Origin of the sequence: Paenibacillus naphthalenovorans (genome assembly GCF_001465255.1) — a bacterium.
GTDB lineage: Bacteria > Bacillota > Bacilli > Paenibacillales > NBRC-103111 > Paenibacillus_G > Paenibacillus_G naphthalenovorans.
The window spans coordinates 3,085,290-3,109,092 of record NZ_CP013652.1 but is presented as its reverse complement, the minus strand read 5'-3'; the positions used below and the strand labels follow the sequence as shown (position 1 = coordinate 3,109,092).

Genomic DNA, 23,803 nt, shown 5'->3' with positions numbered 1-23,803 from the left:
GGATGCTGGAGCGATACGGACACGGCGGTGATTTATGGACGGCGGCGGAAACCTTTGGGATGCCCAAGGATCAGTTTCTCGATTTCAGCTCGAACATGAATCCGCTTGGGCCTCCGGAAACGGTGGGATTCATCTTCAGCAGCAGGTGGAAGGAAGTCGTGAACTATCCCGATCCGGCTGTGAGAGAGCTGACGCGCAAGCTGGCGGCAAAGCATAAGGTGGACGAGGACTGCATTCTGGTGGGCAACGGGGCGGCGGAGCTGATCGATCTGGCCGTACGGGTGCTGCGTCCCGGCCTGACAGGGCTCGCGAGGCCGTCTTTTGGAGAATATGAAGAAGCTGTGGCAAAAATCGGCGGGCGGGTGTACGATATTCCGCTCTCCGAGGCATCGGGATATGAGCTTAAGCTTTCCGATGTAAAAGAGGCGGCAAGCCTGTGCGACTTGCTGTTTCTGGGGCATCCGAACAACCCTACGGGGCGGCTGCTGCCTGGGGAAATCGTGTCCTGGCTGGCGGCAGGCGGCATTCCGGCCATTATTGATGAAGCGTTTCTTGACTTTAGTCCCCGCGAGGAGGAGCTTACGCTGACGCGTACGGCAGCAGAGAGCTCCAGCCTGATGGTCATTCGTTCCATGACCAAATTTTATTCGATCCCCGGTATCCGGCTCGGCTATATTGTAGCGAATCCCGAACGGATTCGCCTGATGAAGCGGCTGCAGGTGCCGTGGAGCGTGAATGCTTTGGCGCAGTGGATCGGCAGCAGTGTGCTGGAGGAGCGGGAATACGCGGTGCGCACGCTGGAATGGCTGAAGGAAGAGCGGGAGGTTCTTACCGGAAAACTCCGGAAACTGGGGCTCCGGGTGATTGACAGCGACGCCAATTTTATTCTCTTCTCGCTTCGGCCGCTTGGCCTTACGGTTCAGGCGCTTCAAGCCGAGATGGGACGAAGAGGGATTCTGGTACGCGATGCGTCGCTTTTTGCCGGATTGGACGAAACCTGGTGCAGAGTAGCGGTCAAGCTGAGGGAACAAAACGAAAAGCTGTTGGCCGGTTTAACCGAAGCTTTGAGCGTTCTGCAGGGCTCGGCGGAGACCGAGGATGCTGTGCCTGCCGCGGTGGGAACTCCTGATCGCGGGCTTGCTCCTACACTCATGATCCAAGGTACGTCTTCGGATGCGGGCAAAAGCCTGCTGACGGCTGCGCTGTGCCGTATCCTGCTGCAGGATGGCTGGCGCGTCGCGCCGTTTAAATCGCAAAACATGTCGCTGAACTCCTACGTCACGCCGGATGGCAAAGAAATCGGCAGGGCGCAGGGGATGCAGGCCGATGCCTGCCGCATTCCCGCGACGACGGATATGAATCCGATCCTGTTGAAGCCGAAAAAGGACATGATCTCCCAAGTCGTCGTGCACGGCAAGCCTTTCCGCGATCTTGACGCCAGGACGTACCGGGAAAAATACCTGCCTGAGGCGGAAAGGGTTGTAAAGGAAGCGCTGACCCGGCTGCGCAGGGATTTCGACGTTGTCCTCATTGAGGGGGCGGGAAGCCCCGCCGAGATCAATCTGAAAAACCGCGATATCGTCAACATGCGGCTGGCGGGCTGGGCGGATGCGCCTGTGCTCCTGGTGGCGGATATCGACCGCGGAGGGGTATTCGCTTCGATTGTAGGCACGCTCGAGATCTTCACTCCGGAAGAAAGATCGCGTGTCAAAGGATTTATCATCAATAAATTCCGCGGGGATATTAGCCTGCTGAAGCCCGGACTGGATTGGCTTGAGCGACGGACGGGGAAGCCCGTGTTGGGCGTGATTCCTTATCTGCACCAGCTTGAACTTGAAGATGAAGATTCCGCATCATTGGACCGGAGGCTGGCGGAACGTCAGATCGGGGAGAAGCAGCCCGGCATGCTGGACATTGCGGTGCTTCGCCTGCCGCGCATATCCAATTTCACGGATGTAGATCCGCTGGAGTACGAGAGGGACGTTCGCTTGCGGTTCGTGGAGACGCCGGAACAGTTCGGCGAACCGGATGCGGTGATCGTGCCGGGAAGCAAAAACACGGTCGACGACCTTCTTTATTTGCGAAACGGGGGACTGGAACGGAAGCTGGTGGATTTTGCCGAGAACGGCGGGTGGATCGTCGGCATTTGCGCAGGCTATCAGATGCTCGGCTGCAGGCTGCTGGATCCGGAACTGGTGGAATCGAATCAGCCGGAGCTGAGGGGACTGGGCCTGTTTCCGACGGAAACCGTCTTTGCCCGGGAGAAGAGAACGGTGCAAGCTCAAGGAACAACGGGTCTGTACGCCCGGCAGGGACAGCGGTTTCCTATTACGGGTTACGAAATACATATGGGCCAAACTTCATTTCTTGAACCGGTCGAGCATCCTTTTTTGCTGCTGCCGGCCGCTGATGATACGGAGCCTGCCGCGGATGGGGTCGTGAACGGAGACGGCCGCCGATTCGGCACGTATGTGCACGGTATTTTGCATAATGACGATTTCCGCAGGGCCTGGTTAAACCGGATTCGTGAAAGTAAAGGGCTGGAGCCGGTGCCGGCGGAGCTTCGCTTTCAGGAGCGTCGTGAAGCCGCATTTGACAGGCTGGCAGCGCATGTAAGGCAGCACTTGGATATGGACCGGTTGTATGAGATGATAGATCGCAAGGAGGGATAGCGGATGAGAATATATACGAGGACGGGCGATGCGGGTCAAACTGGCGTGATCGGAGGACGCGTGGATAAAGATGACGCAAGGGTGGAGGCTTACGGTACGGTCGATGAGCTGAACTGCTTTGTCGGACAGGCGATGGGTTTCCTTGACCCGGAGCGGGATCAGGATTTGCTTGCCGATTTGCTTGAAATTCAGCATGAGCTGTTCGACTGCGGCTCGGATTTGGCTCTGCTCAAGCAGGAGCTGCGTCCTTATAAGGTGACGGCGGAGATGGTGGACCGTCTGGAGACATGGATCGACAAGTACGATGCGGAGGCCCCGGAGATTCAGCGGTTTATTCTGCCCGGGGGAAGCCGGGCTTCCTCCGCGCTGCATGTATGCCGGACCGTCTGCCGCAGGGCAGAGCGCCGGGTGGTGACGCTGGCCCGTACACAGCCAATCAATGAAGAAGTGCGCCGCTATTTGAACCGATTGTCGGATTTGTTCTTTACCGTGGCCCGGGCGGCCAACAGCCGCGCAGGGATTCCCGATGTGGAATATGCGCGCAGCGCCAAGGTGTTCCGCCGAAAATGACAAGCTATTACAAACCTCTTCAGTACATCGTGCCGCCGGAGGATGACGGCATGTTGCTCCGGACGGTTTTGCAGCAAAGGATGGGGATTTCCCGCAAGCTGTTGTCCCGGCTGAAGATGACGGAGCAGGGCATTCTGCTCAACGGAGAGCGCAGGTATATCGACGTCAAAGTACGGGCGGGCGACAGGGTGGAAGCCCGTATGGAAGTGGAAACGTCAGATGACATATTACCCCAACCGATCCCGCTCGACATACTTTATGAGGACGAGGAGCTGCTGGTGCTGAACAAAGAGGCCGGCCGAATCGTTCATCCGACGCACGGACATTACACGGAAACGCTGGCCAACGGCGTGGTTCACTATTGGTTGGAAAAAGGGGAAAGGTTCCGTTTCCGTCCCGTTCACCGTCTCGACCAGGAAACGTCGGGGGTGCTGGCCGTTGCCAAAAACGCGTATGTACACCAGCAAATTTCCGAACAAATGCAGACCACCGGGTTGAAAAAAGAGTATGTCGCCTTGGTGCATGGTGTGCTGGCGCTCGATGAAGGAACCGTCGATGCGCCGATCGATCGCGACCCGCTGTCGCCGCATCTTCGTATCGTCACCGACACCGGTTACCCGTCTGTAACGCACTATCGCGTAGAGCGCCGCTTCCGGAATGCGACGTGGGTTCGTCTATGGCTGGAGACAGGCCGTACCCATCAGATCCGCGTTCATATGAAGCATCTGGGACACCCGCTCTTTGGTGATAAGCTCTATGGGTTGGAAGAATCGGAGGAACCGTCAACGTCTGTCTTCATCGGCCGTCATGCGCTGCATGCCGCTGTGCTCGGGTTAACCCATCCGATATCCCGTAAATGGATGGAATTTCACGCTCCGCTGCCGTCGGACATACAGCAGTGCCTGGATAGACTGGAATCAAACGAATAAAGCCCAAAACCGCCGTTCTTCGTAAAGAACCGGCGGTTTTTTGCGTACCGCAAAAGCTACTGCAGCATGCCCAAGTACTCTTTCACCACTAATTGCAATTGATTCATTGCGGCAGAGGACGGTACGAATAACCGGCCCGATAACCCGCCGCCGGTATTGCCTGCCAGATAGTTAACCGGGTAAGGAATAACCTCCACCTGCTGCTCCTTAAAGTGTTTGATGGACCTTGACATGTGAAAAGCGGAGGTGATCAGTACAGGGCGGGTCAATCCCTGCCGTTCCAGAAGCTCTTTGGCGTTCCGGGCATTTTCCTGCGTCGTTCGGCTCCGATCCTCCAGCAGGATGGCCTGTTCGGGCACGCCCAAGGCGATCAGCTTGCGCTTTGCCAGCTGACCTTCGTTAGGGGTATCGGCGAACACTTGGCCGCCGGAAATGAGAACCGGCAGCGGATGCCGGGCGTACAGCTCCGCAGCCGATACGACCCGATGCAGAGTGTAGCCGTTCAGATGTCCTGTACCGTCGATGTCCGGGGTTCCTGCGATGGCTCCTCCGGTGAGTACAACGTAGGCGTCCCCTTCTATGGATGCGGGCGGGGCATAGCGATCTTCCAGCGACCGAAGGGCCGCTTCGCCGGTCAGCGGGATCGATGACAAGTACAGCAGGAAAGCGAGGGCCAATGGAATAAGCCACGATCTGCGGCCGCAGCGATAATACAGCCATAATGCGGCAAGCCCTAATAAAAGCACAAAGATGCCGGGCGGAATGAGCAGGCTGTAAACCAGTTTGATAAAATAAATAATCATGTCGTATCTCCTTTTGGAAATTCGTAAGAACGGCTGAATAACCGGGCAGGACGCAGATAATGAATCCGGGAAAGTTGCGGTATTCTTTTCCATTATCGGTATTGCGTCGTCTGATTTCAACTACGGGCTTGCCGCCGCTGATTTGCAGGCGGGCTGCCAACATCGGTATAATGTAAAGTAAAGAAAATCTATACCATGGGACGAGGATGGAGCAGATGAGCAGCAAGCACAAGTTAACCGTATATCAATATCCGCAATGCGGCACATGCCGCAACGCATTAAAGTGGCTGAAGGAGCAAGGATGGGATGTGGAAGCCGTTCACATCGTAGAGCGGCCTCCGACCGTATCGCAACTGCAGGAAATGATTCCTTTAAGCGGCCTGGAGATCAAGAAGTGGTTCAACGTATCGGGAGAAGTCTACAAGGAAATGCAGCTGAAAGACAAGCTTCCCTCCATGAGCGACGAGGAGAAGATCGCGCTGCTGGCGTCCAACGGCAAGCTGATCAAGCGCCCGGTAGTGACCGACGGTTCCAAAGTAACGGTCGGGTTCAAACCGGAAATGTATGCCGAGGTGTGGGGCCGGGCGGAAGCATAAAAGGAGGGTGATCGAGGATTGCAGCCCAGTCGTAATAAAAACAAAGGTAATTGGCTGTGGTATATCGGGGCCGCGGCGGCGTTCCTTCTGACCAAAGGCAAAGGCCTGCTTTCGCTGCTGAAATTCGGTAAAGCCGGCGGGGCGTTGGTTTCTATGTTCATCTCTGTTGGAGCCTATGCTTTGATCTACCCTTGGGGCTTTGCCATAGGCGTGGTGCTTTTGCTCCTTGTCCACGAGTTGGGTCATGTATGGGCCGCCAAGCGCAAAGGCTTACCGGTGACGGCCCCCGTATTTATTCCTTTTCTCGGCGCATTGATCAATATGAAAAGACACCCGAGAGATGCGGAGACGGAGGCTTATGTAGCGATTGGCGGTCCGGCGCTCGGGACGCTCGGGGCTGTTGCCGTGTTTGGAGCGGCTTATGCGCTGGATCATCCGCTGCTCTATACTGTGGCCTACGTCGGGTTTTTCCTGAATCTGATCAACTTGCTGCCGATCCATCCGTTAGACGGAGGACGCATCGCCACGGCCGTTACCCGTTGGCTTTGGCTGGTCGGATTGATCGGCGGATTGGTCATTATCATCTATTTGCGTTCGATTTTATTTTTCATCATCTGGGCGATGTTCGCCTACGACCTTTACAAAAAGTATGTCAAAAACCGCAACCGGGGCGAGGAGCGCATGGTGACCGCGAGCTTTTCCGTTCCGGCAGAGCCGTTAATTGCCCAGGGATACATCATTCCCGGAACGGAGCACAAAAGGGAACTTCCTTTCATCACGTATTCCAGTCTGGAGGATGGGCAGCAGTACGTGAAGGTGCTTTGGGACAGCCTTGATTTTCAAGGCACGGTGCCGATGATGAGCCAAGGCATCATCCAGAGGGCGTACGTGACGCGGCTGGAGCATCTTCAGAAGGAAGACGGGCTGCATCTGATGATTCACTGCCGGATCGATTACACACATTATGAAAATGACAAATATTACGAAGTGCCCGCCGCTTCCCGTTGGAAATTCGGTATTGCATATGTGCTGCTTGCGGCGTTTCTGATCGCCATGATGTCGCTTGTGCATCGGGTTTCCGGCTTGACGGTTTAAAGGTCATTTGCTTGATCGAGGCTAACATGTTAAGACTATTCTTATACCAAAAGAGGTTTTCCGTATGAAACGACTGGAATCGAAACGTTTGGCCGAACTGGGTTCGGCTATTTTTTCTGAAGTGGCACAGTGGAAAAAAGAGGTGGCAGCCCGCGGCGTCGATGTGATCGACTTGGGCATCGGAAGTCCGGATCGTCCTCCTTCGGCAAGGGTGATGCAGGCGCTTGCGGATGCTGTGGCAGACCCTAAGCTTTATGGGTACCCGACATCGGAAGGAAGCCCCGAGTTCAGGCGGAAGGTTGCGCAATGGTACAAACACCGCTTCAACGTGACGCTGGATCCGGAAAGTGAGATCGTCACCCTTATGGGCTCGCAGGACGGCCTCGCCCATCTTGCCATGGCGGTGACCGATCCGGGAGATACCGTGCTGGTTCCCGATCCGGGTTACCCCATTTATGGGGCGAGCCTGGTATTGGCTGGCGTACAGCCTTGCTTTATGCCGCTTCGTGAAAAGAACGGCTTCCTCCCCAAATTGGAGGATATCCCTGAGGAAACGGCAAAGAAGGCCAAATTTATGCTGCTGAATTACCCGAGCAATCCGTTGTCTGCCGTTGCGACGCTCCCGTTCTTTGAACGGCTGGTAGATTACGCCAAAAAGCACGATCTGCTGATTGTCCAGGATCTGGCTTATTCCGAGATGGCTTTTGACGGATTCAGACCGCCCAGCATTCTGGAAGTCGAGGGCGCGAAAGACGTGGCCGTGGAGTTCCATTCCCTATCCAAAAGCTTTAATATGGCCGGATGCCGCATTGCATTCATGGTCGGACAGTCCGATACGGTTCGGGCGCTGCGCGTGCTGAAATCGAATATCGATTATGGCGTGTTTTTGGCGGTGCAGCAAGCGGGCATTGCCGCTTTGGAGGAGGACATGAGCCCGGATAGACGTTCGGTTGCGGAAATATATGAGAAACGGAGAGACATCGTCATTGACGGTTTGCGCGAGGCAGGCTGGGATATTGCCAGACCGAAAGCGACCATGTTCATTTGGGCACGGATTCCCGACGGATGGACTTCTCGACAAATTTCCCGGGAAATTCTGTATTCGGCCGGTGTTGCGGTCATTCCGGGCGATGCGTTCGGCAAAGAAGGAGAAGGTTATGTACGCATAGCCTTGGTTCAAGAGGAGGAGCGGCTGATCGAGGCTGTTCGCCGGATCGGACATTTTTTAAAAACAAGAGGTTTGACATAGGCGATTCCTTGCCGGTTCGTTCCGGCAAGGGATTTTTTTCTTAACGGTATGGAATCAATAGGTCGCGACTTGCCCTTTGCTGACGTTTTCCTTACTTAGTTTGTGCAGCGAAGCGTGCATCAAAAAAAACAATAGTGAAACGGCTGAAGTGAGGGTCCCGATCACAATCACCGGCAGGACGCCCCAATGATCATACACATTGCCGCAGATGGTAGGTCTGGTCATTCTGCCCACATTGCCGAAACCGCCGGACAACCCCATATAGAAAGGCGCGGATTTGCCCGTGCGTTCGGAGAAAAAGGTCGGAATCGCAGGAAGCAGCAGCATTTCTCCGATCGTGCACACGATCATGCCGAAAACCAGAAACACGTAGGTCTCGTGAAAAAATTAAAATGAAGCCCAGCCCCAACGTATAACAGACCGCACTGGCCACCATTTGGGTGACCAGCGACCTGGCCATCGTGGATTTGATCAGGGTGGTTACCGGCTGTCCGGCGAAAAAGACAATTCCGTTTACGGTCCACAATAAACTGTACATGGCCAAGGGATATCCTTGCTCCGTTAAATAAGGTGCGATGCCGTTGCTCCAGAACGTAAATGACATATAATAAAACAACGCGCCGAGTCCAAGAACAAATATATGTGGAAACGGGTCAAATCACGCAGCGGGCTTTCACTTTTGACATGCGCCGCCGCAGCGTTTTCCGCAGGAATCTCATCCTGCGCGGAGAATGGCATGAAGAAGAACAGGAACACGGCAAAAGCGAATGTCGACATTGACGTTACGGCATAAGTCAACGGAAACGAAATCGAGGCGATCAAATCTCCCAAGCACGCTCCGATCGCCGGCCCGGTATTATTGCCGACATAGCGCTTGGCATGAAGGAAATCGATAAGGACAAACGGTTTGTCATATATAAAGAGCTGCAAAACCTGATTCAGGAAGATGTTCCGCTTGTCACCATCTGCTCCGAAAAAAATTCTGATTGCGCTGATAAAGCCATCGAAGGGCGAGACTGCACCATCTACGGCATGCATTATGATGTAAACGAATGGTCGATTAAACAATAAGAGCTGCGGGGCTGTCGCCATGAAAATGGCCGGCGGACAGCTCTTGTTTATTCCCAAAGCCCGGGCGCTACTAAGCGCCATACGAATCTATTCTGATTTTCAGTTCCATTTGCTCCAGCCATTCGCCAAGGACATCTTTACGTATGCTTACTTTCAGATCATCCATCAACAACGGATCAAGCTCTGCAATATCGCAGGTGATTTGCGACAGCTCCCTGCTTAAAAGAGCGGTTTCCTTGCCTTGAATCAATTTCTTTTTAAGCCGGGACAGGCCGGGCTCCAGTTGTTCGATATTTTCATAGATCCGCTCCAGCGATCCATAATGCTGAATCAGCGGCAGAGCAGATTTTTCGCCAATCCCCGGGCAACCGGGAATATTGTCGCTGCTGTCGCCAAGCAGCGCTTTGACATCTACCCATTGTTCAGGAGCGATTCCATAATCCGCTTGAAAATGGCTCAGGGAGTAAACATATTCTCCTTGTTTGCCCGCAATAATTTGCGAGGTCGTTTCACTCAATAATTGAAACAAATCATGGTCATTGCTGTATATGTAGCAATCTCCGCCAGACCACTTTTTCGACAGAGCCCCCATCAGGTCATCGGCTTCGTAAGGCGACAATGAAATCTGATGAATCCCTATCGCATCCGATGCTGCTTTGCACGTCTCATACTGATGGATCAAAGGTTCGGGGAGTTCAAACCGTGTGGCCTTGTAAAACGGATACTTTTTCCTTCTTGCGGTTTCGTCCCTTTTCACGTCCCAAACCACGGAGAGGTGAGTAATCCTGTGGTCCCTGATCAGGTTGAATATTTTCTGGTAAAACACCCTTAATGCATTGGTGTACATGCCTTTGCTATTTTTTAACTGGTCATCGGTTCGGTTATATGAGGTGGCAAAATGCGCTCTGCTCAACAAGTTAAATCCGTCGATTAATAATAAAGATTGTCCTGTCATCTTTTCGCCACATCCTTTATCTTAAATTGAAGCTGAACCTTACGATCTAATATCGCTCATGGAAACTCGAAATTCGCAGTCGCTTCGCACATAGTTGGTCCCGTTTATTTTAACGCTAATCGGCGTAATCCGTTCAATGGTTCCGCCGTCCTCGACTCTCACCGGAATATCATCAGCGGTACGTTCCCAGACGGATACTTTCAACTGAAACAATGATGCAGCGAATAGTTCCGTATCGGAATAAAGAGCTCTGGTATCTGACATTGTTTTCACCTCAATCTACAATATTCGACGTAGAAATAAGTAATTCCTCTTAAGGATTATGAAAGTATCTTTGCTGCGTTTTTGGGAAGCTGCGCAGGTTTGGATGCCCTGCCGCATGACCGGCGAATAGCCTTCACTCCATCCGCTGGCCGGAAAACGAAATCTGTCGTCTCATCAGATGAAAACAAAAAAATGACAATTATTCCTAGTGATTTTATTATATTAATATCTCTTAGATCACCAGTTGGAATGACAGGAGAAAAATCGAATAACCGAATCACTTTAACGTTGGAAAGAATCGACCGGACAGCCGGAGTCAACATGAATGTTGATTTCTGGTGAGTCCGGTTTTTGTTTTGGGTTGATTGCCATTGTGAATGGAGATGAACAGATTGCAGCAAGTTTCGTTGTTGATTGTTCATGCGGATTATGTGATCACTGTAGACCGGGACAGGCGGATTTACAAGGATGGGGCGGTTGCCATTGACGACGGCAAGATTATTGTATCGGAAAAAGTCATGAAGACATCGCCTATCTTGGGGGGTTAAGCTCGGGAAGCCGCATCCGCAAAATCGTAAAGAGCCTCCGGTCCGACGATGTGACATTGACGCAAGAGAGATTGAACAGGCTGTTTTCCCCCATCGGTTTGGATATCGGGGCCGGGACGCCGGAAGAAATCACGCTGAGCATCATGGGAGAATTGGTGGCACATCGCCGCAGAAGAAGCGGCGGTTTCTTGCGTGAGGCGGCAGGGACATCGCGGAACCTTTTGACGCTTAGGCCGGTGACCGTAAGGGGCGAAGGCTCTGCATGCAGTGATATAAATGATTATACGGCCTCGGGACTTAGCGACGTGTGCGTACACCCAGGATCATTTTAGCCGCGCTCGGAGGAGAGCATGATTCGCCGCATCGTCCGACGGAACCGAGAGCAGAGCACCTATGCGGTGCTTTTTTATTTTGAACGAGCACCAAAACATTGGATAATATGATACAAATATCTAGGTTGGAAAATATAACTGTTGCATCGGGATAGTAAGTATGATAAATTACTAATCCTGAGCTGCTGCGAGGCAGACAGGATACAAGTCAGACGGTTTCTCTGAGCTTGCGGACGATCCCAAGCATGGAAAACAAAAGACTTGCAAAACGAAATCGAATATGATAGATTATTAAACCGTGACTCCGAAAATACTGCAACTGAATCAGCGTCTGGACGAAAGGATTCGTTCCTCAGTCTGGATAAAAAAACAGTTGCCAAACGGTACGGAGTTATGGTAGATTGATTTTCCGGCCGCATGAGACAAGCGGATCGGTGAAACCATAAAGTAATTGCCCTTTGAAAACTGAACAACGAGTGAGTGCGAAGTCTCGTCAAGAGATTTCAAAACAAGTCAGTAACGAATTGAGCAATCAATTTTCTCTAAACTTTATTGGAGAGTTTGATCCTGGCTCAGGACGAACGCTGGCGGCGTGCCTAATACATGCAAGTCGAGCGCTGGGGTTCTCCCTTAGGGGAGACCTCCTGGAGCGGCGGACGGGTGAGTAACACGTAGGCAACCTGCCTGTAAGACCGGGATAACTACCGGAAACGGTAGCTAAGACCGGATAGGTGGTTTCTCCGCATGGAGGGATCAAGAAACACGGTGCAAGCTGTGGCTTACAGATGGGCCTGCGGCGCATTAGCTAGTTGGTGGGGTAACGGCTCACCAAGGCGACGATGCGTAGCCGACCTGAGAGGGTGATCGGCCACACTGGGACTGAGACACGGCCCAGACTCCTACGGGAGGCAGCAGTAGGGAATCTTCCGCAATGGACGCAAGTCTGACGGAGCAACGCCGCGTGAGTGAAGAAGGTTTTCGGATCGTAAAGCTCTGTTGCCAAGGAAGAACGCCTTGGGGAGTCACTGCCCTGAGGGTGACGGTACTTGAGAAGAAAGCCCCGGCTAACTACGTGCCAGCAGCCGCGGTAATACGTAGGGGGCAAGCGTTGTCCGGAATTATTGGGCGTAAAGCGCGCGCAGGCGGCCGCTTAAGTTTGGTGTATAAGCCCGGGGCTCAACCCCGGATCGCACCGAAAACTGGGTGGCTTGAGTGCAGGAGAGGAAAGCGGAATTCCACGTGTAGCGGTGAAATGCGTAGAGATGTGGAGGAACACCAGTGGCGAAGGCGGCTTTCTGGACTGTAACTGACGCTGAGGCGCGAAAGCGTGGGGAGCAAACAGGATTAGATACCCTGGTAGTCCACGCCGTAAACGATGAGTGCTAGGTGTTAGGGGTTTCGATACCCTTGGTGCCGAAGTCAACACAATAAGCACTCCGCCTGGGGAGTACGCTCGCAAGAGTGAAACTCAAAGGAATTGACGGGGACCCGCACAAGCAGTGGAGTATGTGGTTTAATTCGAAGCAACGCGAAGAACCTTACCAGGTCTTGACATCCCTCTGACCGGTACAGAGATGTACCTTTCCTTCGGGACAGAGGAGACAGGTGGTGCATGGTTGTCGTCAGCTCGTGTCGTGAGATGTTGGGTTAAGTCCCGCAACGAGCGCAACCCTTGAGCTTAGTTGCCAGCATTAAGTTGGGCACTCTAAGTTGACTGCCGGTGACAAACCGGAGGAAGGTGGGGATGACGTCAAATCATCATGCCCCTTATGACCTGGGCTACACACGTACTACAATGGCCGGTACAACGGGAAGCGAAGGAGCGATCCGGAGCGAATCCTTATAAGCCGGTCTCAGTTCGGATTGCAGGCTGCAACTCGCCTGCATGAAGTCGGAATTGCTAGTAATCGCGGATCAGCATGCCGCGGTGAATACGTTCCCGGGTCTTGTACACACCGCCCGTCACACCACGAGAGTTTACAACACCCGAAGTCGGTGGGGTAACCGCAAGGAGCCAGCCGCCGAAGGTGGGGTAGATGATTGGGGTGAAGTCGTAACAAGGTAGCCGTATCGGAAGGTGCGGCTGGATCACCTCCTTTCTATGGAGTCCATGCTGACGGTAGGTCAGCGGACAATCTGCAACGTAAGTTGCAACGGCACTCACTCGTGTTCAGTTTTGAAAGGTGCAATGCCTTTCAAAGCTTAGCGTGTTCTTGGCAAAAGTTGATAGTTGCATCGGCAAGCCGGAGCATGGTAAGATGCCTTTCCTGCCGGTAAAACGGCAGCGAAAATACGTTTGTTCCTTGAAAACTGGATATCGAAACGAAGCAAAATGCTGAATCATCCCGCTGCGATTTTCGTGAGGAAATCGTCAGCAGCCGATACGTAAGTGTCGGTACCGAATAACCAAATTGGTTAAGCTAATAAGAGCACACGGAGGATGCCTAGGCGCCAGGAGCCGATGAAGGACGTGGCGAACGACGAAATGCCTCGGGGAGCCGTAAGCAGGCTTTGATCCGGGGATGTCCGAATGGGGAAACCTGCGTATCGTAATAGATACGTACCATGCAGTGAATACATAGCTGCATTGGAGGCAGACGAGGGGAACTGAAACATCTAAGTACCCTCAGGAAAAGAAAACAAAAGTGATTCCGTCAGTAGCGGCGAGCGAAAGCGGATTAGCCCAAACCAGGGGGCTTGCCCCCTGGGGTTGTGGGACGTCAACGTGGGTTGAGCAGAGTAGGTGAAGCGGTCTGGAAAGGCCGGCCAGAGAAGGTAACAGCCCTGTAGCCGAAATTCTGCGAAAGCCCTAGACGGATCCCGAGTACCGCGAGACACGTGAAACCTCGTGGGAATCCGGCAGGACCATCTGCCAAGGCTAAATACTCCCTGGCGACCGATAGTGAAGCAGTACCGTGAGGGAAAGGTGAAAAGAACCGCGGGAGCGGAGTGAAAGAGAACCTGAAACCGTGTGCTTACAAGAAGTCAGAGCCCGTTAAAGGGTGATGGCGTGCCTTTTGTAGAATGAACCGGCGAGTTACGTTTGCAAGCAAGGTTAAGGTGAGAAGCCGAAGCCGCAGCGAAAGCGAGTCTGAATAGGGCGAATGAGTTTGCAGGCGTAGACCCGAAACCGTGTGATCTACCCCTGTCCAGGGTGAAGGTGCGGTAACACGCACTGGAGGCCCGAACCCACGAATGTTGAAAAATTCGGGGATGAGGTGGGGGTAGCGGAGAAATTCCAATCGAACTCGGAGATAGCTGGTTCTCCCCGAAATAGCTTTAGGGCTAGCCTCGGGAGATGCGTCGTGGAGGTAAAGCACTGATTGGGTGCGGGGCCCGCCAAGGGTTACCAAGTCCAGTCAAACTCTGAATGCCACAGACGTTAACCCGGGAGTCAGACAGTGAGTGCTAAGATCCATTGTCAAGAGGGAAACAGCCCAGATCATCAGCTAAGGTCCCCAAGTGTGTGTTAAGTGGGAAAGGATGTGGAGTTGCGCAGACAACCAGGATGTTGGCTTAGAAGCAGCCACCATTCAAAGAGTGCGTAATAGCTCACTGGTCGAGTGACTCTGCGCCGAAAATGTAACGGGGCTAAACACACCACCGAAGCTATGGGTCCAGTAATGGGCAGTAGGGGAGCGTTGTAATCGGGTTGAAGTCAGACCGTGAGGACTGGTGGACTGGTTACAAGTGAGAATGCCGGTATGAGTAACGAAAAGATCAGTGAGAATCTGATCCGCCGAAAGCCTAAGGGTTCCTGAGGAAGGTTCGTCCGCTCAGGGTAAGTCGGGACCTAAGGCGAGGCCGAAAGGCGTAGTCGAAGGACAACAGGTTGAAATTCCTGTACCACCGTGAACCGTTATGAGCAATGGGGTGACGCAGAAGGATAGTGACGCGAGCTGATGGATGCTCGTCCAAGCAGTGAGGCTGGTGTGCAGGCAAATCCGCACATCGAAAGGCTGGGCTGTGATGGGGAGGGAAAATTGGAGTACCGAAGGTCATGAGTTCAGGCTGCCAAGAAAAGCCTCTAGCCAGGGAGAAGGTGCCCGTACCGCAAACCGACACAGGTAGGCGAGCAGAGGATGCTAAGGCGCGCGGAAGAACTCTCGTTAAGGAACTCGGCAAAATGACCCCGTAACTTCGGGAGAAGGGGTGCCCCGGTAGGGTGAATAGCCCGAGGGGGCCGCAGTGAAAAGGCCCAAGCGACTGTTTAGCAAAAACACAGGTCTGTGCGAAGCCGCAAGGCGAAGTATACGGGCTGACGCCTGCCCGGTGCTGGAAGGTTAAGGGGAGCGGTTAGGGTAAGACCGAAGCTGTGAACCGAAGCCCCAGTAAACGGCGGCCGTAACTATAACGGTCCTAAGGTAGCGAAATTCCTTGTCAGGTAAATTCTGACCCGCACGAATGGCGTAACGACTTGGGCGCTGTCTCGACGAGAGATCCGGTGAAATTTTAATACCTGTGAAGATGCAGGTTACCCGCGACAAGACGGAAAGACCCCATGGAGCTTTACTGCAGCTTGATATTGGACTTTGGTACGATCTGTACAGGATAGGTGGGAGCCAGGGAAGCATGAGCGCCAGCTTGTGTGGAGGCGACGTTGGGATACCACCCTGATCGTATCGGAGTTCTAACCTGGTGCCCTAAGCGGGTATGGGGACAGTGTCAGGTGGGCAGTTTGACTGGGGCGGTCGCCTCCTAAAGCGTAACGGAGGCGCCCCAAGGTTCCCTCAGAATGGTTGGAAATCATTCGCAGAGTGCAAAGGCAAAAGGGAGCTTGACTGCGAGACAAACAGGTCGAGCAGGGACGAAAGTCGGGCTTAGTGATCCGGTGGTACCGAATGGAAGGGCCATCGCTCAACGGATAAAAGCTACCCTGGGGATAACAGGCTTATCTCCCCCAAGAGTCCACATCGACGGGGAGGTTTGGCACCTCGATGTCGGCTCATCGCATCCTGGGGCTGAAGTAGGTCCCAAGGGTTGGGCTGTTCGCCCATTAAAGCGGTACGCGAGCTGGGTTCAGAACGTCGTGAGACAGTTCGGTCCCTATCTGTCGCGGGCGCAGGAAATTTGAGAGGAGCTGTCCTTAGTACGAGAGGACCGGGATGGACGTACCGCTGGTGTACCAGTTGTCTCGCCAGAGGCACGGCTGGATAGCCAAGTACGGAAGGGATAAGCGCTGAAAGCATCTAAGCGTGAAGCCCCCCTCAAGATGAGATTTCCCAGTACGTAAGACCCCTTGTAGACGACGAGGTAGATAGGTTCGGGGTGGAAGCACGGCAACGTGTGGAGCTGACGAATACTAATCGGTCGAGGGCTTATCCAAAAAGCACATGAAGATGATCAGCGGCTTGGTTTCGATCCAGTTTTCAGGGCGCAAGCCTTGAGAAATGAATACGTTTGGTGATGATGGCGGAAGGGAACCACGCGTACCCATACCGAACACGGCCGTTAAGCCTTCCAGCGTCGATGGTACTTGGACCGCAGGGTCCTGGGAGAGTAGAACGTCGCCAAGCAAAAAGCCTGCCTATGGCAGGCTTTTTTATGTCTTACTCAAAGTCAGTGCCTTCCAATATTTGCACGTAGCCGCTCGTTCCGTTCAACCGGACATAAGCGCCGTCTTTAATCCGTTCGGTCGCTTTTTCAATTCCAACGACGGCCGGAATGCCATACTCCCGGGCAATCACCGATCCGTGCGTCATCAAACCGCCTACTTCCGTGATCAGGCCGACGACCGAGGTAAACAGCGGTGTCCATCCGGGATCGGTATAGGGAGCGACTAAAATTTCCCCGGCATTCAGCTTGGCTTCCTCCGGCTTAAGAACGACTCTTGCAACACCTTCGACGATACCTGCGGATACCGGCGTGCCTACAATCGCGCCCTCCGGCGCTTCCACCACATCACGCAATTTTCCGGAAATGATTTCTCCTTCGCTTGTCATCACCCGGGGAGATTTTAGTTTTTGATTCCGTTCATGCTGCTTTTCTCTTGCTTCTACGATGGTTGGAACATCTCCTGAAAAGCGGTTTTCCAACAGTGCGATGAGCTCTTCCAGCGTTAAATAATACACATCGTCTTTATGCCGAAGGACTCCTTTTGCGACAAGTCCGTTCGCTTCTTCCATTATCGCGCGTTTGTAGATGTCAAACAGCTTCACCACACAGAACTTGTGATGCTCGCGCATGCCCAACAGGTGGCGGTATAGCTTAATCAACCGGGATATGCTTCTTTTTTGCCAAAAACCAAAATGCGCGGCCATTTCTTTTCCCGCCGCCTCGGCTTCAAGCCTGCCTTGTCTGAATTTCTTCCTGTGCTCCCCGGCCGCTGCCGTTCTGATATTGCTGATAATGGAAGGGATCAGTTGGGTAGGCTCTTCGCGCCATCTTGGTCTGGTGATGTCAATTTCACCCACACACCGCATACCGTATTTCTGAAGAAAGCTCTCCAATTCTACTTTAAATTCATCTCCGCCCGGAATCTCGCCCAATTTTTCATCGAAATGGTCGCTGCTTGCTTTCTGCAAATAATCAATTAAGCCGGGATACTTTCGTATCTTATCAGCAAGGTCTCCCAACGCCAAGCCGAATTCGGTTGTCACATTGCCGGGAAGAGATTTGTACAATGGATTCAACAACCTATCTGCCCGTTCTTTCCCCACCCTTTTGTACAGCTTCTTTTTAAGCGTTCCGGAAGCCAGGACACCTGCAATAAAATAGACGGCCACTCTGGGAATCACCTTGGGCATTTTCTCGATACTCTTCCTGATCGCGCGAATCCTGTCCGCCCCTGAGGCGGAAAATACATGGATCCCGGTTTCACGAGTGATACGATCAATAAGGGCGGAGGCCTTTCTGTTCGCCTTAGCGGGATCTTGCACAAACCGGTGATTGATTACTTTCAATGCCAAGGGAATGATGATCGGCGCCAGTTTACTGACCGTGCGTAATATTGTGCCTATCGGTATGGATCGATGGCGAAAGGCTTCTCGGCTCATGACTTCCTCCAAAGCTGACGCTATGGATTCATCCATGCCCTTGAATATTTTTAGCATTCTGTTTCGAACAGGCCTTATAGAAAGAGGAGCGGTAAAATCAGCAAACATTCTTCCCCCTGCATGATGCAGGATGTACGGTTCGGATGAAGCAGGATTTTTCTTTATAAAATGAAGAAGGCGGCTCAAAACGGATATAGCCAGCGGTTTCATTGGATCAGTCATCATTTGAATGTAGCCGAAATTTATAAATACATGCAATTGATTATCTGAGACAGGCGGTACCGGATATAACGATGTAATCGGCCGACTTTGGAGAATATAAAATTGACCGTCGGCAAAACCCCACTCCACATCTTGCTCCGAGGCATAGTGAGCTTCAATTTTTTTACCCAATATTGCCAGTTGAATGATTTGATGATCCGTTAAAGCCTGCAGCTGCTGTTTCTCCGGAGGGAGATGCTGAGCAACCGTTCCTCCTTCCGGCACGGCATATATGGCTGTTTCCTTCTTGGAAACCTGTTTTTTTACGATTTCACCTGCACGCACCTGATACAAATCCGCAGTAACCAAACCGGATACAAGGGCTTCTCCCAAACCGAAGCTTGCATCGATCGATACCGTTCCGCGATGTCCCGTGACCGGATCCGCCGTAAACATAATTCCGGACACCTCCGGGAAAATCATGTGTTGAACAACGACGGAAATAAACACTGAACGGTGGTTAAAGCCGTTTTTGGCGCGATACGAGATCGCCCGGTCTGTAAACAGTGAGGCCCAGCAGTTTTGTACGGCTTTGAGCAGCTGCTCCAGTCCGCAAACATTCAGATAAGTATCCTGCTGTCCCGCGAACGAGGCCGTCGGCAGATCCTCAGCCGTAGCGCTGGAACGAACAGCATAAGCTTGAGCTATCCCAGTGGTTTCCCACGCTTTTGAAATGGCCGATTTAACAGAGTTGGGCATCGAAAGGGAGGTGAGATGTTCGCGAATACGCTGTCCCAATATACGTATTTGCTCCAATTGTTCATGGCTGACGCGGTCCAACTGATCGAACAGTTCCTTCATCTCCCGGCTGGATTGAATGAATTGGCGGTAGGCGGCAGTTGTCACGCAAAAACCCTGCGGTACCGGGAAGCCGGCTCTTTTCAGCTCCCCGAGGTTGGCTCCTTTTCCGCCCACAGCCGGCAGATGGGATTTATCAATACTCTGAAAATTCAGCACATATATCGTTGGCATTTTTCCAACTCCTTAATACGAAATGGCAGCTTGCATTGGTTCCCAATATATTGATCTTGTCACTGAGTTGTCAACCATTTTTTTGCTGATTTTCATATTATTCCATCCCCCGGCAAAAGCCGTTCTCCAATCGATGGTTTACATGAGGAGAGGCTTTTCCATTCACAATATATAGTATAAAAATGAAAATTTTTACTATAAAAAAGGAATTTGATTGAATATGTCGAACATTGTTAGCTAATATCTAGTTTTTTCTAACTAATCTCCTTTGAAAAGTGATAAAGGCACACCCATTGAAAAGTGGGGTCGCAAAGCTACAGGGGCTTCAGTGTGATAAACACTATGCCAGCCAGTTACCGAAATCCGGATCATCAATCCTCCAATTTCGGGGGATTTTTTGGTTTTGGGACGTATTATGTAGCATTCTTCCATCGTCACTCTAAGTAGATGAGTTGGTCCGTATTTTGTGAAATCATTGATGAGAGGAGAGAGTGAAAATGTATCTTGGCCGAGTTCCTGCAATGGGATTGGATGAGATTCGAAACCAAACCTATGAGGAATTAAAACACCACTACACAAACCTGAAAGCTGAATTAAAGGTGGCTCGCGTTAATTTTGAATTTGAAAGGGCAGCCGATCTTAAGGAAGAAATCGATTTTATTTTAAAAGAATTATCAAGAAAAAAGGAAAAAAAGACCAGTTGATGATTGACATACGGGACGGTTTCATATGAAGTCTGCATGGATCAGTTTCTTGGTATGGAGGAGTAAGTCATGAAAAATGAACGATTGCTGTACATTCTTTTTAGATTAATGAAGAAAGAGTTAAGTACATACGAACATTGCATGCGGGTTGGCAAAATGGCGAGAATCATGGCATCCTATCTTCATTTCAATCAGGAACAAACACGTAGTCTGGTCGTAGGATGTCTGCTTCATGACATTGGCAAGATTTTTATTCCAACGGATATTATTACAAAGAAAACAGGTACGACGGCAGAAGAGTGGGAAACCATGAAACGTTATCCTGTGCTCGGAGCAAATCTGGCGCAAAAAGAAGGAATTCATGATTTGAATATTATTGAAATCATTAAATACCACCGCGAACGCTGGGATGGGTCCGGTTATCCTTATGGCTTGCGCGGTGAGTTCATTCCGACTTTTGCGCGAATTTGCTCTATCCTTGACGCTTTTGATGACATGCTGCAGGACGGTCCTCACAGAAAAGGTTTATCCGTTCAAGAAGCCAAGCAAGAGCTGTGGTATCAGAGCAGGAAGCAATTTGACAAAAATCTTGTTCAGGTTTTCCTGAGCATCCCGTTGCATGAATTAAAGACATTCTCCGGCTTCGGCAAATGGAGAAAAGAATATTACGGTTGAGTATACCAAATGCCTCCTGTGATTAATCCGGGGGGCTTTTTTACATTCGGTTTTCTCCAACGGCGCCGGATTTGGGCAAACGGGAAGCGACACAGCATTGACAACATCTGGGTTAGCCTGCATAATGTGTTCAAAACGTACATGCGCGTACGGATGATGTACATGAACATGAAGGAGCCGGCAGACTGTATATGGAACAAAGATATGTCAAGGAATCTAGATGCTACAAAACATCCCGAGTATTTCCGACGGATGTCAATAATCACAATACGCTGTTTGGCGGAAAGCTGATGGCCTATATCGATGATATCGCTTCTATCGCGGCTTCCAAGCACTGCCGCAGAAACGTCGTGACGGCTTCGACGGATTCTGTCGACTTTTTGTCACCGGTTCGAACAACAGATTCGGTATGCTTGGAATCCTTCGTAACCTGGACGGGAAGAAGTTCTATGGAGGTCTTTGTCAAAGTGATTACCGAGGATTTGAAAACGGGGGAGCGCACCATTGCCGCGACGTCATTCCTTACTTTCGTGGCGCTCGATGACAATAAGAAGCCCGTTGCCATCCCGGCAGTCATACCGGAAACGGAAGAGGAGATCAGGCTTCACGAAACGGCTGTGCATCGCGCCGAGATGCGCCGATTGCGCAGGGAAGAAAGCAAGAAATTTGCGGACTACCTCACGGTGAGTTTCCCGTGGGAATCGGATTCAGGCTCTGATCATTCCTAGAGTGGAGCCGTAGTGAATCGATGGAAGTGCAATCATCATGGAAAAGCCGATCTTGCCCCTTACGGGAGCTATCGATCGGCTTTCTTCACTTTAAATATCGGTAAAGTTGACCGGCCCCACAACCTCCGTTAAGAAGGCTGTGAGCTCCGCCGCTTCTTCCTCATTGAGCTTGTATACGTGCTCCAGGTAGCCCTCAGCCTCCAGATCGTCCGGCCCGATGACAGCCGTGCGTCCGGTCTGCAAATCCGTGACCATCTTTTTTCCGTAAAAACGGTTAGTCGTCGTGATGGCCAAATCGAATCTCCGCAGCGAATCTCCGACAAAACAAACGAACCTTGTTTTCGTTTCCTCCGTACCGTCGTATAAATAATCAAATTCCATAATTTCCGCTTTCTCCTCCGTTTCAAGCTTCCGTAAGTTATTCGAATTATAACAGATTTTTCGGGGCTTCGCCAAAAAATCCGATCGCGAGATGACTTTAGCCCGATTTCGACCATGCGTTTCGTTTTCATTTCGGGTGAAACATGGTACAATCGGAAGAAGCGGTAGCATTCATAGAATGAAGCGATTCATAGAGTAGAAACGGAGGCTTGTAAGAAAAATGTCCAAGAGAAAAATGAGAAGTGACATGATCAAGAAGGGCTTTGACCGCGCGCCTCACCGCAGCTTGCTGCGTGCTGCCGGCGTCAAAGAAGAAGATTTCGACAAGCCGTTTATCGCGGTTTGCAACTCCTATATTGATATCGTTCCCGGTCACGTCCACCTGCAGGAATTCGGGAAAATCGTAAAAGAAGCGATCCGTGAAGCGGGCGGCGTTCCGTTTGAATTTAATACGATTGGCGTAGACGACGGTATTGCGATGGGACATATCGGTATGCGATACTCCCTCCCGAGCCGTGAAATTATTGCCGATTCCCTGGAAACGGTGGTTTCCGCTCACTGGTTTGACGGAATGGTCTGCATCCCGAACTGTGACAAAATTACGCCGGGCATGATGATGGGCGCTTTGCGCGTCAATATTCCGACGGTTTTCGTCAGCGGCGGGCCGATGAAAGCGGGTAAGACCAGCGATGGCCGTTCGATTTCATTGTCCTCCGTATTTGAGGGCGTAGGCGCCTACCAAGCGGGCAAAATCGATGAAAAAGGCCTGCAGGAGCTTGAACAGTACGGCTGTCCGACCTGTGGATCCTGTTCCGGCATGTTTACGGCCAACTCCATGAACTGTCTGGCTGAAGGTCTTGGCCTTGCGCTGCCGGGCAACGGTACGATTCTTGCTGTCGATCCGGAACGCAAAGAATTTGTGAAACGTTCGGCAAAGCAGCTGATGGAGCTGATCCAAAAGGACATCAAGCCGCGTGACATCGTCACCGTTGAAGCGATCGACAATGCGTTCGCTTTGGATATGGCCATGGGAGGTTCCACCAATACCGTTCTTCATACGCTGGCCATAGCGCATGAAGCAGGGATCGACTATCCGATCGAACGCATCAACGAAGTAGCGAAGCGTGTGCCGCATTTGGCCAAAATCGCACCGGCCTCCGATTATCATATTGAAGACGTGCATAACGCCGGCGGCGTGAGCGCGATCCTTAACGAACTGCTCAAAAAGCCGGGAGCGATCCACGGCGACCGGATCACTGTAACCGGCAAGACGCTGAGAGAGAATGTGGAAGGTCATGAGATTCGGAATACGGATGTCATTCGTACGCTGGATAATCCGCACTCCGAACAAGGCGGATTGGCTGTTCTGTTCGGCAATCTGGCTCCGAACGGCTCGATCATTAAGGTCGGTGCGGTCGACAAATCCGTAGGCGGCTACCATAAAGGGTCGGCCATTTGCTTCGATTCCCAGGAAGAAGCTCTTGCAGGCATTGCCAACGGTAAAGTGAAGGAAGGCCATGTGGTGGTCATCCGGTACGAAGGACCCAAAGGCGGACCGGGCATGCCGGAAATGCTCGCACCGACTTCCCAGATCGTCGGCATGGGGCTTGGCGCGAAGGTGGGCCTGATTACGGACGGACGTTTCTCCGGCGCATCCCGCGGTATCAGCATCGGTCACATTTCTCCGGAAGCGGCAGAAGGCGGTCCGATCGCATTCGTAGAAGACGGAGACATCATCGAGCTCGATTTGAACAACCGCAAGATTGAGCTTCTGATCAGCGAAGAAGAATTCGAGCGTCGTAAGGCGAACTGGAAAGGCTTCGAACCGAAGGTGAAGACCGGTTACTTGGCCCGTTATTCCAAGCTTGTTACGTCCGCCAGCACGGGCGGCGTTATGAAAATAGATTGATCTGTCCATGAATAAAGACAGCCCATCGGTATTACCGCGGTGAGCTGCACCTTCAATGGTTAGGGATGTCTAACCATCGGGGGGCAGTTCAGGA

At 52.0% G+C, this 23,803-nt stretch carries 19 protein-coding genes, 3 rRNA genes and 1 riboswitch; of the genes, 15 read left to right on the top strand and 7 right to left on the bottom strand.

Annotation, left to right across the window (positions count from 1 at the left end; genetic code table 11):
• Window positions 1-2 precede the first annotated feature (2 nt).
• Genes IJ22_RS27070 through IJ22_RS15205 form a run of 3 tightly spaced genes read left to right on the top strand, consistent with a single transcriptional unit; the run spans window position 3 to window position 4,171 of the window.
• Complete coding sequence (locus IJ22_RS27070) at window positions 3-2,672, top strand: cobyric acid synthase (RefSeq protein ID WP_062409425.1); 2,670 nt, start codon at window positions 3-5, stop codon at window positions 2,670-2,672.
• A gap of 3 nt (window positions 2,673-2,675) precedes the next feature.
• Window positions 2,676-3,242: a cob(I)yrinic acid a,c-diamide adenosyltransferase gene (locus IJ22_RS15210; protein WP_054818682.1), complete on the top strand. Its 567-nt coding sequence runs from the start codon at window positions 2,676-2,678 to the stop codon at window positions 3,240-3,242.
• Complete coding sequence (locus IJ22_RS15205; RefSeq protein ID WP_062409424.1) at window positions 3,239-4,171, top strand: RluA family pseudouridine synthase; 933 nt, start codon at window positions 3,239-3,241, stop codon at window positions 4,169-4,171. The genes IJ22_RS15210 and IJ22_RS15205 overlap by 4 nt, the downstream gene beginning before the upstream one ends.
• 56 nt (window positions 4,172-4,227) lie before the next feature.
• On the opposite strand, the gene IJ22_RS15200 is transcribed toward IJ22_RS15205, so the two are convergent.
• Entirely contained in the window at window positions 4,228-4,974 is a 747-nt protein-coding gene (locus tag IJ22_RS15200; protein ID WP_217437503.1) for a YdcF family protein, read from the bottom strand.
• A gap of 215 nt (window positions 4,975-5,189) precedes the next feature.
• Between IJ22_RS15200 and IJ22_RS15195 the strand changes: the two genes are divergently transcribed.
• The 3 genes from IJ22_RS15195 to IJ22_RS15185 all read left to right on the top strand — a co-directional run bounded on the left by IJ22_RS15195 (window position 5,190) and on the right by IJ22_RS15185 (window position 7,914).
• Complete coding sequence (locus tag IJ22_RS15195; RefSeq protein ID WP_062409423.1) at window positions 5,190-5,570, top strand: arsenate reductase family protein; 381 nt, start codon at window positions 5,190-5,192, stop codon at window positions 5,568-5,570.
• A gap of 18 nt (window positions 5,571-5,588) precedes the next feature.
• Window positions 5,589-6,665, top strand: coding sequence for a site-2 protease family protein (locus IJ22_RS15190; RefSeq protein WP_062409422.1), 1,077 nt, complete (start codon window positions 5,589-5,591; stop codon window positions 6,663-6,665).
• A gap of 64 nt (window positions 6,666-6,729) precedes the next feature.
• On the top strand, window positions 6,730-7,914 hold the full coding sequence (locus IJ22_RS15185; protein WP_062409421.1) for an aminotransferase class I/II-fold pyridoxal phosphate-dependent enzyme: 1,185 nt from the start codon (window positions 6,730-6,732) through the stop codon (window positions 7,912-7,914).
• A 54-nt stretch (window positions 7,915-7,968) separates the two neighbouring features.
• Here the strand turns inward: IJ22_RS15185 and IJ22_RS15180 are convergent, their stop codons facing one another.
• The 4 genes from IJ22_RS15180 to IJ22_RS15165 form a co-directional block, all read right to left on the bottom strand.
• On the bottom strand, window positions 7,969-8,283 hold the full coding sequence (locus IJ22_RS15180) for an MFS transporter (RefSeq protein WP_062409420.1): 315 nt from the start codon (window positions 8,281-8,283) through the stop codon (window positions 7,969-7,971).
• Between the two features lie 192 nt (window positions 8,284-8,475).
• Window positions 8,476-9,066 (bottom strand): hypothetical protein, encoded by a 591-nt coding sequence (locus IJ22_RS15175; protein ID WP_062409419.1) that lies wholly within the window; start codon window positions 9,064-9,066, stop codon window positions 8,476-8,478.
• On the bottom strand, window positions 9,056-9,940 hold the full coding sequence (locus tag IJ22_RS15170; RefSeq protein ID WP_062409418.1) for a 5'-3' exonuclease: 885 nt from the start codon (window positions 9,938-9,940) through the stop codon (window positions 9,056-9,058). Before IJ22_RS15170 ends, IJ22_RS15175 begins: the two co-directional genes overlap by 11 nt.
• Window positions 9,941-9,979: 39 nt before the next feature.
• Window positions 9,980-10,204 (bottom strand): hypothetical protein, encoded by a 225-nt coding sequence (locus IJ22_RS15165; RefSeq protein ID WP_054818689.1) that lies wholly within the window; start codon window positions 10,202-10,204, stop codon window positions 9,980-9,982.
• 392 nt (window positions 10,205-10,596) lie between these two features.
• Here IJ22_RS15165 and IJ22_RS26370 point away from each other — a divergent pair, with 392 nt between their 5' ends.
• The 5 genes from IJ22_RS26370 to rrf all read left to right on the top strand — a co-directional run bounded on the left by IJ22_RS26370 (window position 10,597) and on the right by rrf (window position 16,600).
• On the top strand, window positions 10,597-10,752 hold the full coding sequence (locus tag IJ22_RS26370; RefSeq protein ID WP_160327387.1) for a hypothetical protein: 156 nt from the start codon (window positions 10,597-10,599) through the stop codon (window positions 10,750-10,752).
• Window positions 10,710-11,084, top strand: a complete 375-nt coding sequence (locus tag IJ22_RS15160) for an XdhC family protein (protein ID WP_082660833.1) — start codon at window positions 10,710-10,712, stop codon at window positions 11,082-11,084. The genes IJ22_RS26370 and IJ22_RS15160 overlap by 43 nt, the downstream gene beginning before the upstream one ends.
• A 549-nt stretch (window positions 11,085-11,633) precedes the next feature.
• A 16S ribosomal RNA gene (locus IJ22_RS15155) occupies window positions 11,634-13,183 on the top strand.
• A gap of 314 nt (window positions 13,184-13,497) precedes the next feature.
• A 23S ribosomal RNA gene (locus IJ22_RS15150) occupies window positions 13,498-16,410 on the top strand.
• 73 nt (window positions 16,411-16,483) lie between these two features.
• A 5S ribosomal RNA gene (gene rrf / locus IJ22_RS15145) occupies window positions 16,484-16,600 on the top strand.
• Together the 16S, 23S and 5S rRNA genes form the textbook arrangement of a ribosomal RNA operon.
• Window positions 16,601-16,633: 33 nt before the next feature.
• Here the strand turns inward: rrf and IJ22_RS15140 are convergent.
• Complete coding sequence (locus IJ22_RS15140; RefSeq protein WP_062409416.1) at window positions 16,634-19,312, bottom strand: phosphoenolpyruvate synthase; 2,679 nt, start codon at window positions 19,310-19,312, stop codon at window positions 16,634-16,636.
• Between the two features lie 273 nt (window positions 19,313-19,585).
• A riboswitch (cyclic di-GMP riboswitch) is annotated at window positions 19,586-19,673 on the top strand.
• Window positions 19,674-19,809: 136 nt separating this feature from the next.
• On the opposite strand from IJ22_RS15140, the gene IJ22_RS15135 reads away from it, so the two are divergent.
• The 3 genes from IJ22_RS15135 to IJ22_RS15125 all read left to right on the top strand — a co-directional run bounded on the left by IJ22_RS15135 (window position 19,810) and on the right by IJ22_RS15125 (window position 21,419).
• Window positions 19,810-20,016: a hypothetical protein gene (locus IJ22_RS15135; protein WP_062409415.1), complete on the top strand. Its 207-nt coding sequence runs from the start codon at window positions 19,810-19,812 to the stop codon at window positions 20,014-20,016.
• A 69-nt stretch (window positions 20,017-20,085) separates the two neighbouring features.
• Window positions 20,086-20,691: an HD-GYP domain-containing protein gene (locus tag IJ22_RS15130; protein WP_235594140.1), complete on the top strand. Its 606-nt coding sequence runs from the start codon at window positions 20,086-20,088 to the stop codon at window positions 20,689-20,691.
• Between the two features lie 191 nt (window positions 20,692-20,882).
• Complete coding sequence (locus IJ22_RS15125) at window positions 20,883-21,419, top strand: acyl-CoA thioesterase (RefSeq protein ID WP_054819373.1); 537 nt, start codon at window positions 20,883-20,885, stop codon at window positions 21,417-21,419.
• 90 nt (window positions 21,420-21,509) lie between these two features.
• Here IJ22_RS15125 and IJ22_RS15120 read toward each other — a convergent pair whose 3' ends face one another.
• The gene (locus IJ22_RS15120; RefSeq protein ID WP_062411007.1) at window positions 21,510-21,803 is read right to left on the bottom strand and encodes a DUF3055 domain-containing protein; all 294 of its coding nucleotides are present in this window, start codon (window positions 21,801-21,803) and stop codon (window positions 21,510-21,512) included.
• 217 nt (window positions 21,804-22,020) lie between these two features.
• Here IJ22_RS15120 and ilvD point away from each other — a divergent pair, with 217 nt between their 5' ends.
• Window positions 22,021-23,709 carry a dihydroxy-acid dehydratase gene (gene ilvD, locus IJ22_RS15115; RefSeq protein WP_062409414.1) on the top strand — a complete coding sequence of 563 codons (1,689 nt, stop codon included), beginning with the start codon at window positions 22,021-22,023 and terminating at the stop codon, window positions 23,707-23,709.
• The last annotated feature ends 94 nt before the right edge of the window (window positions 23,710-23,803 follow it).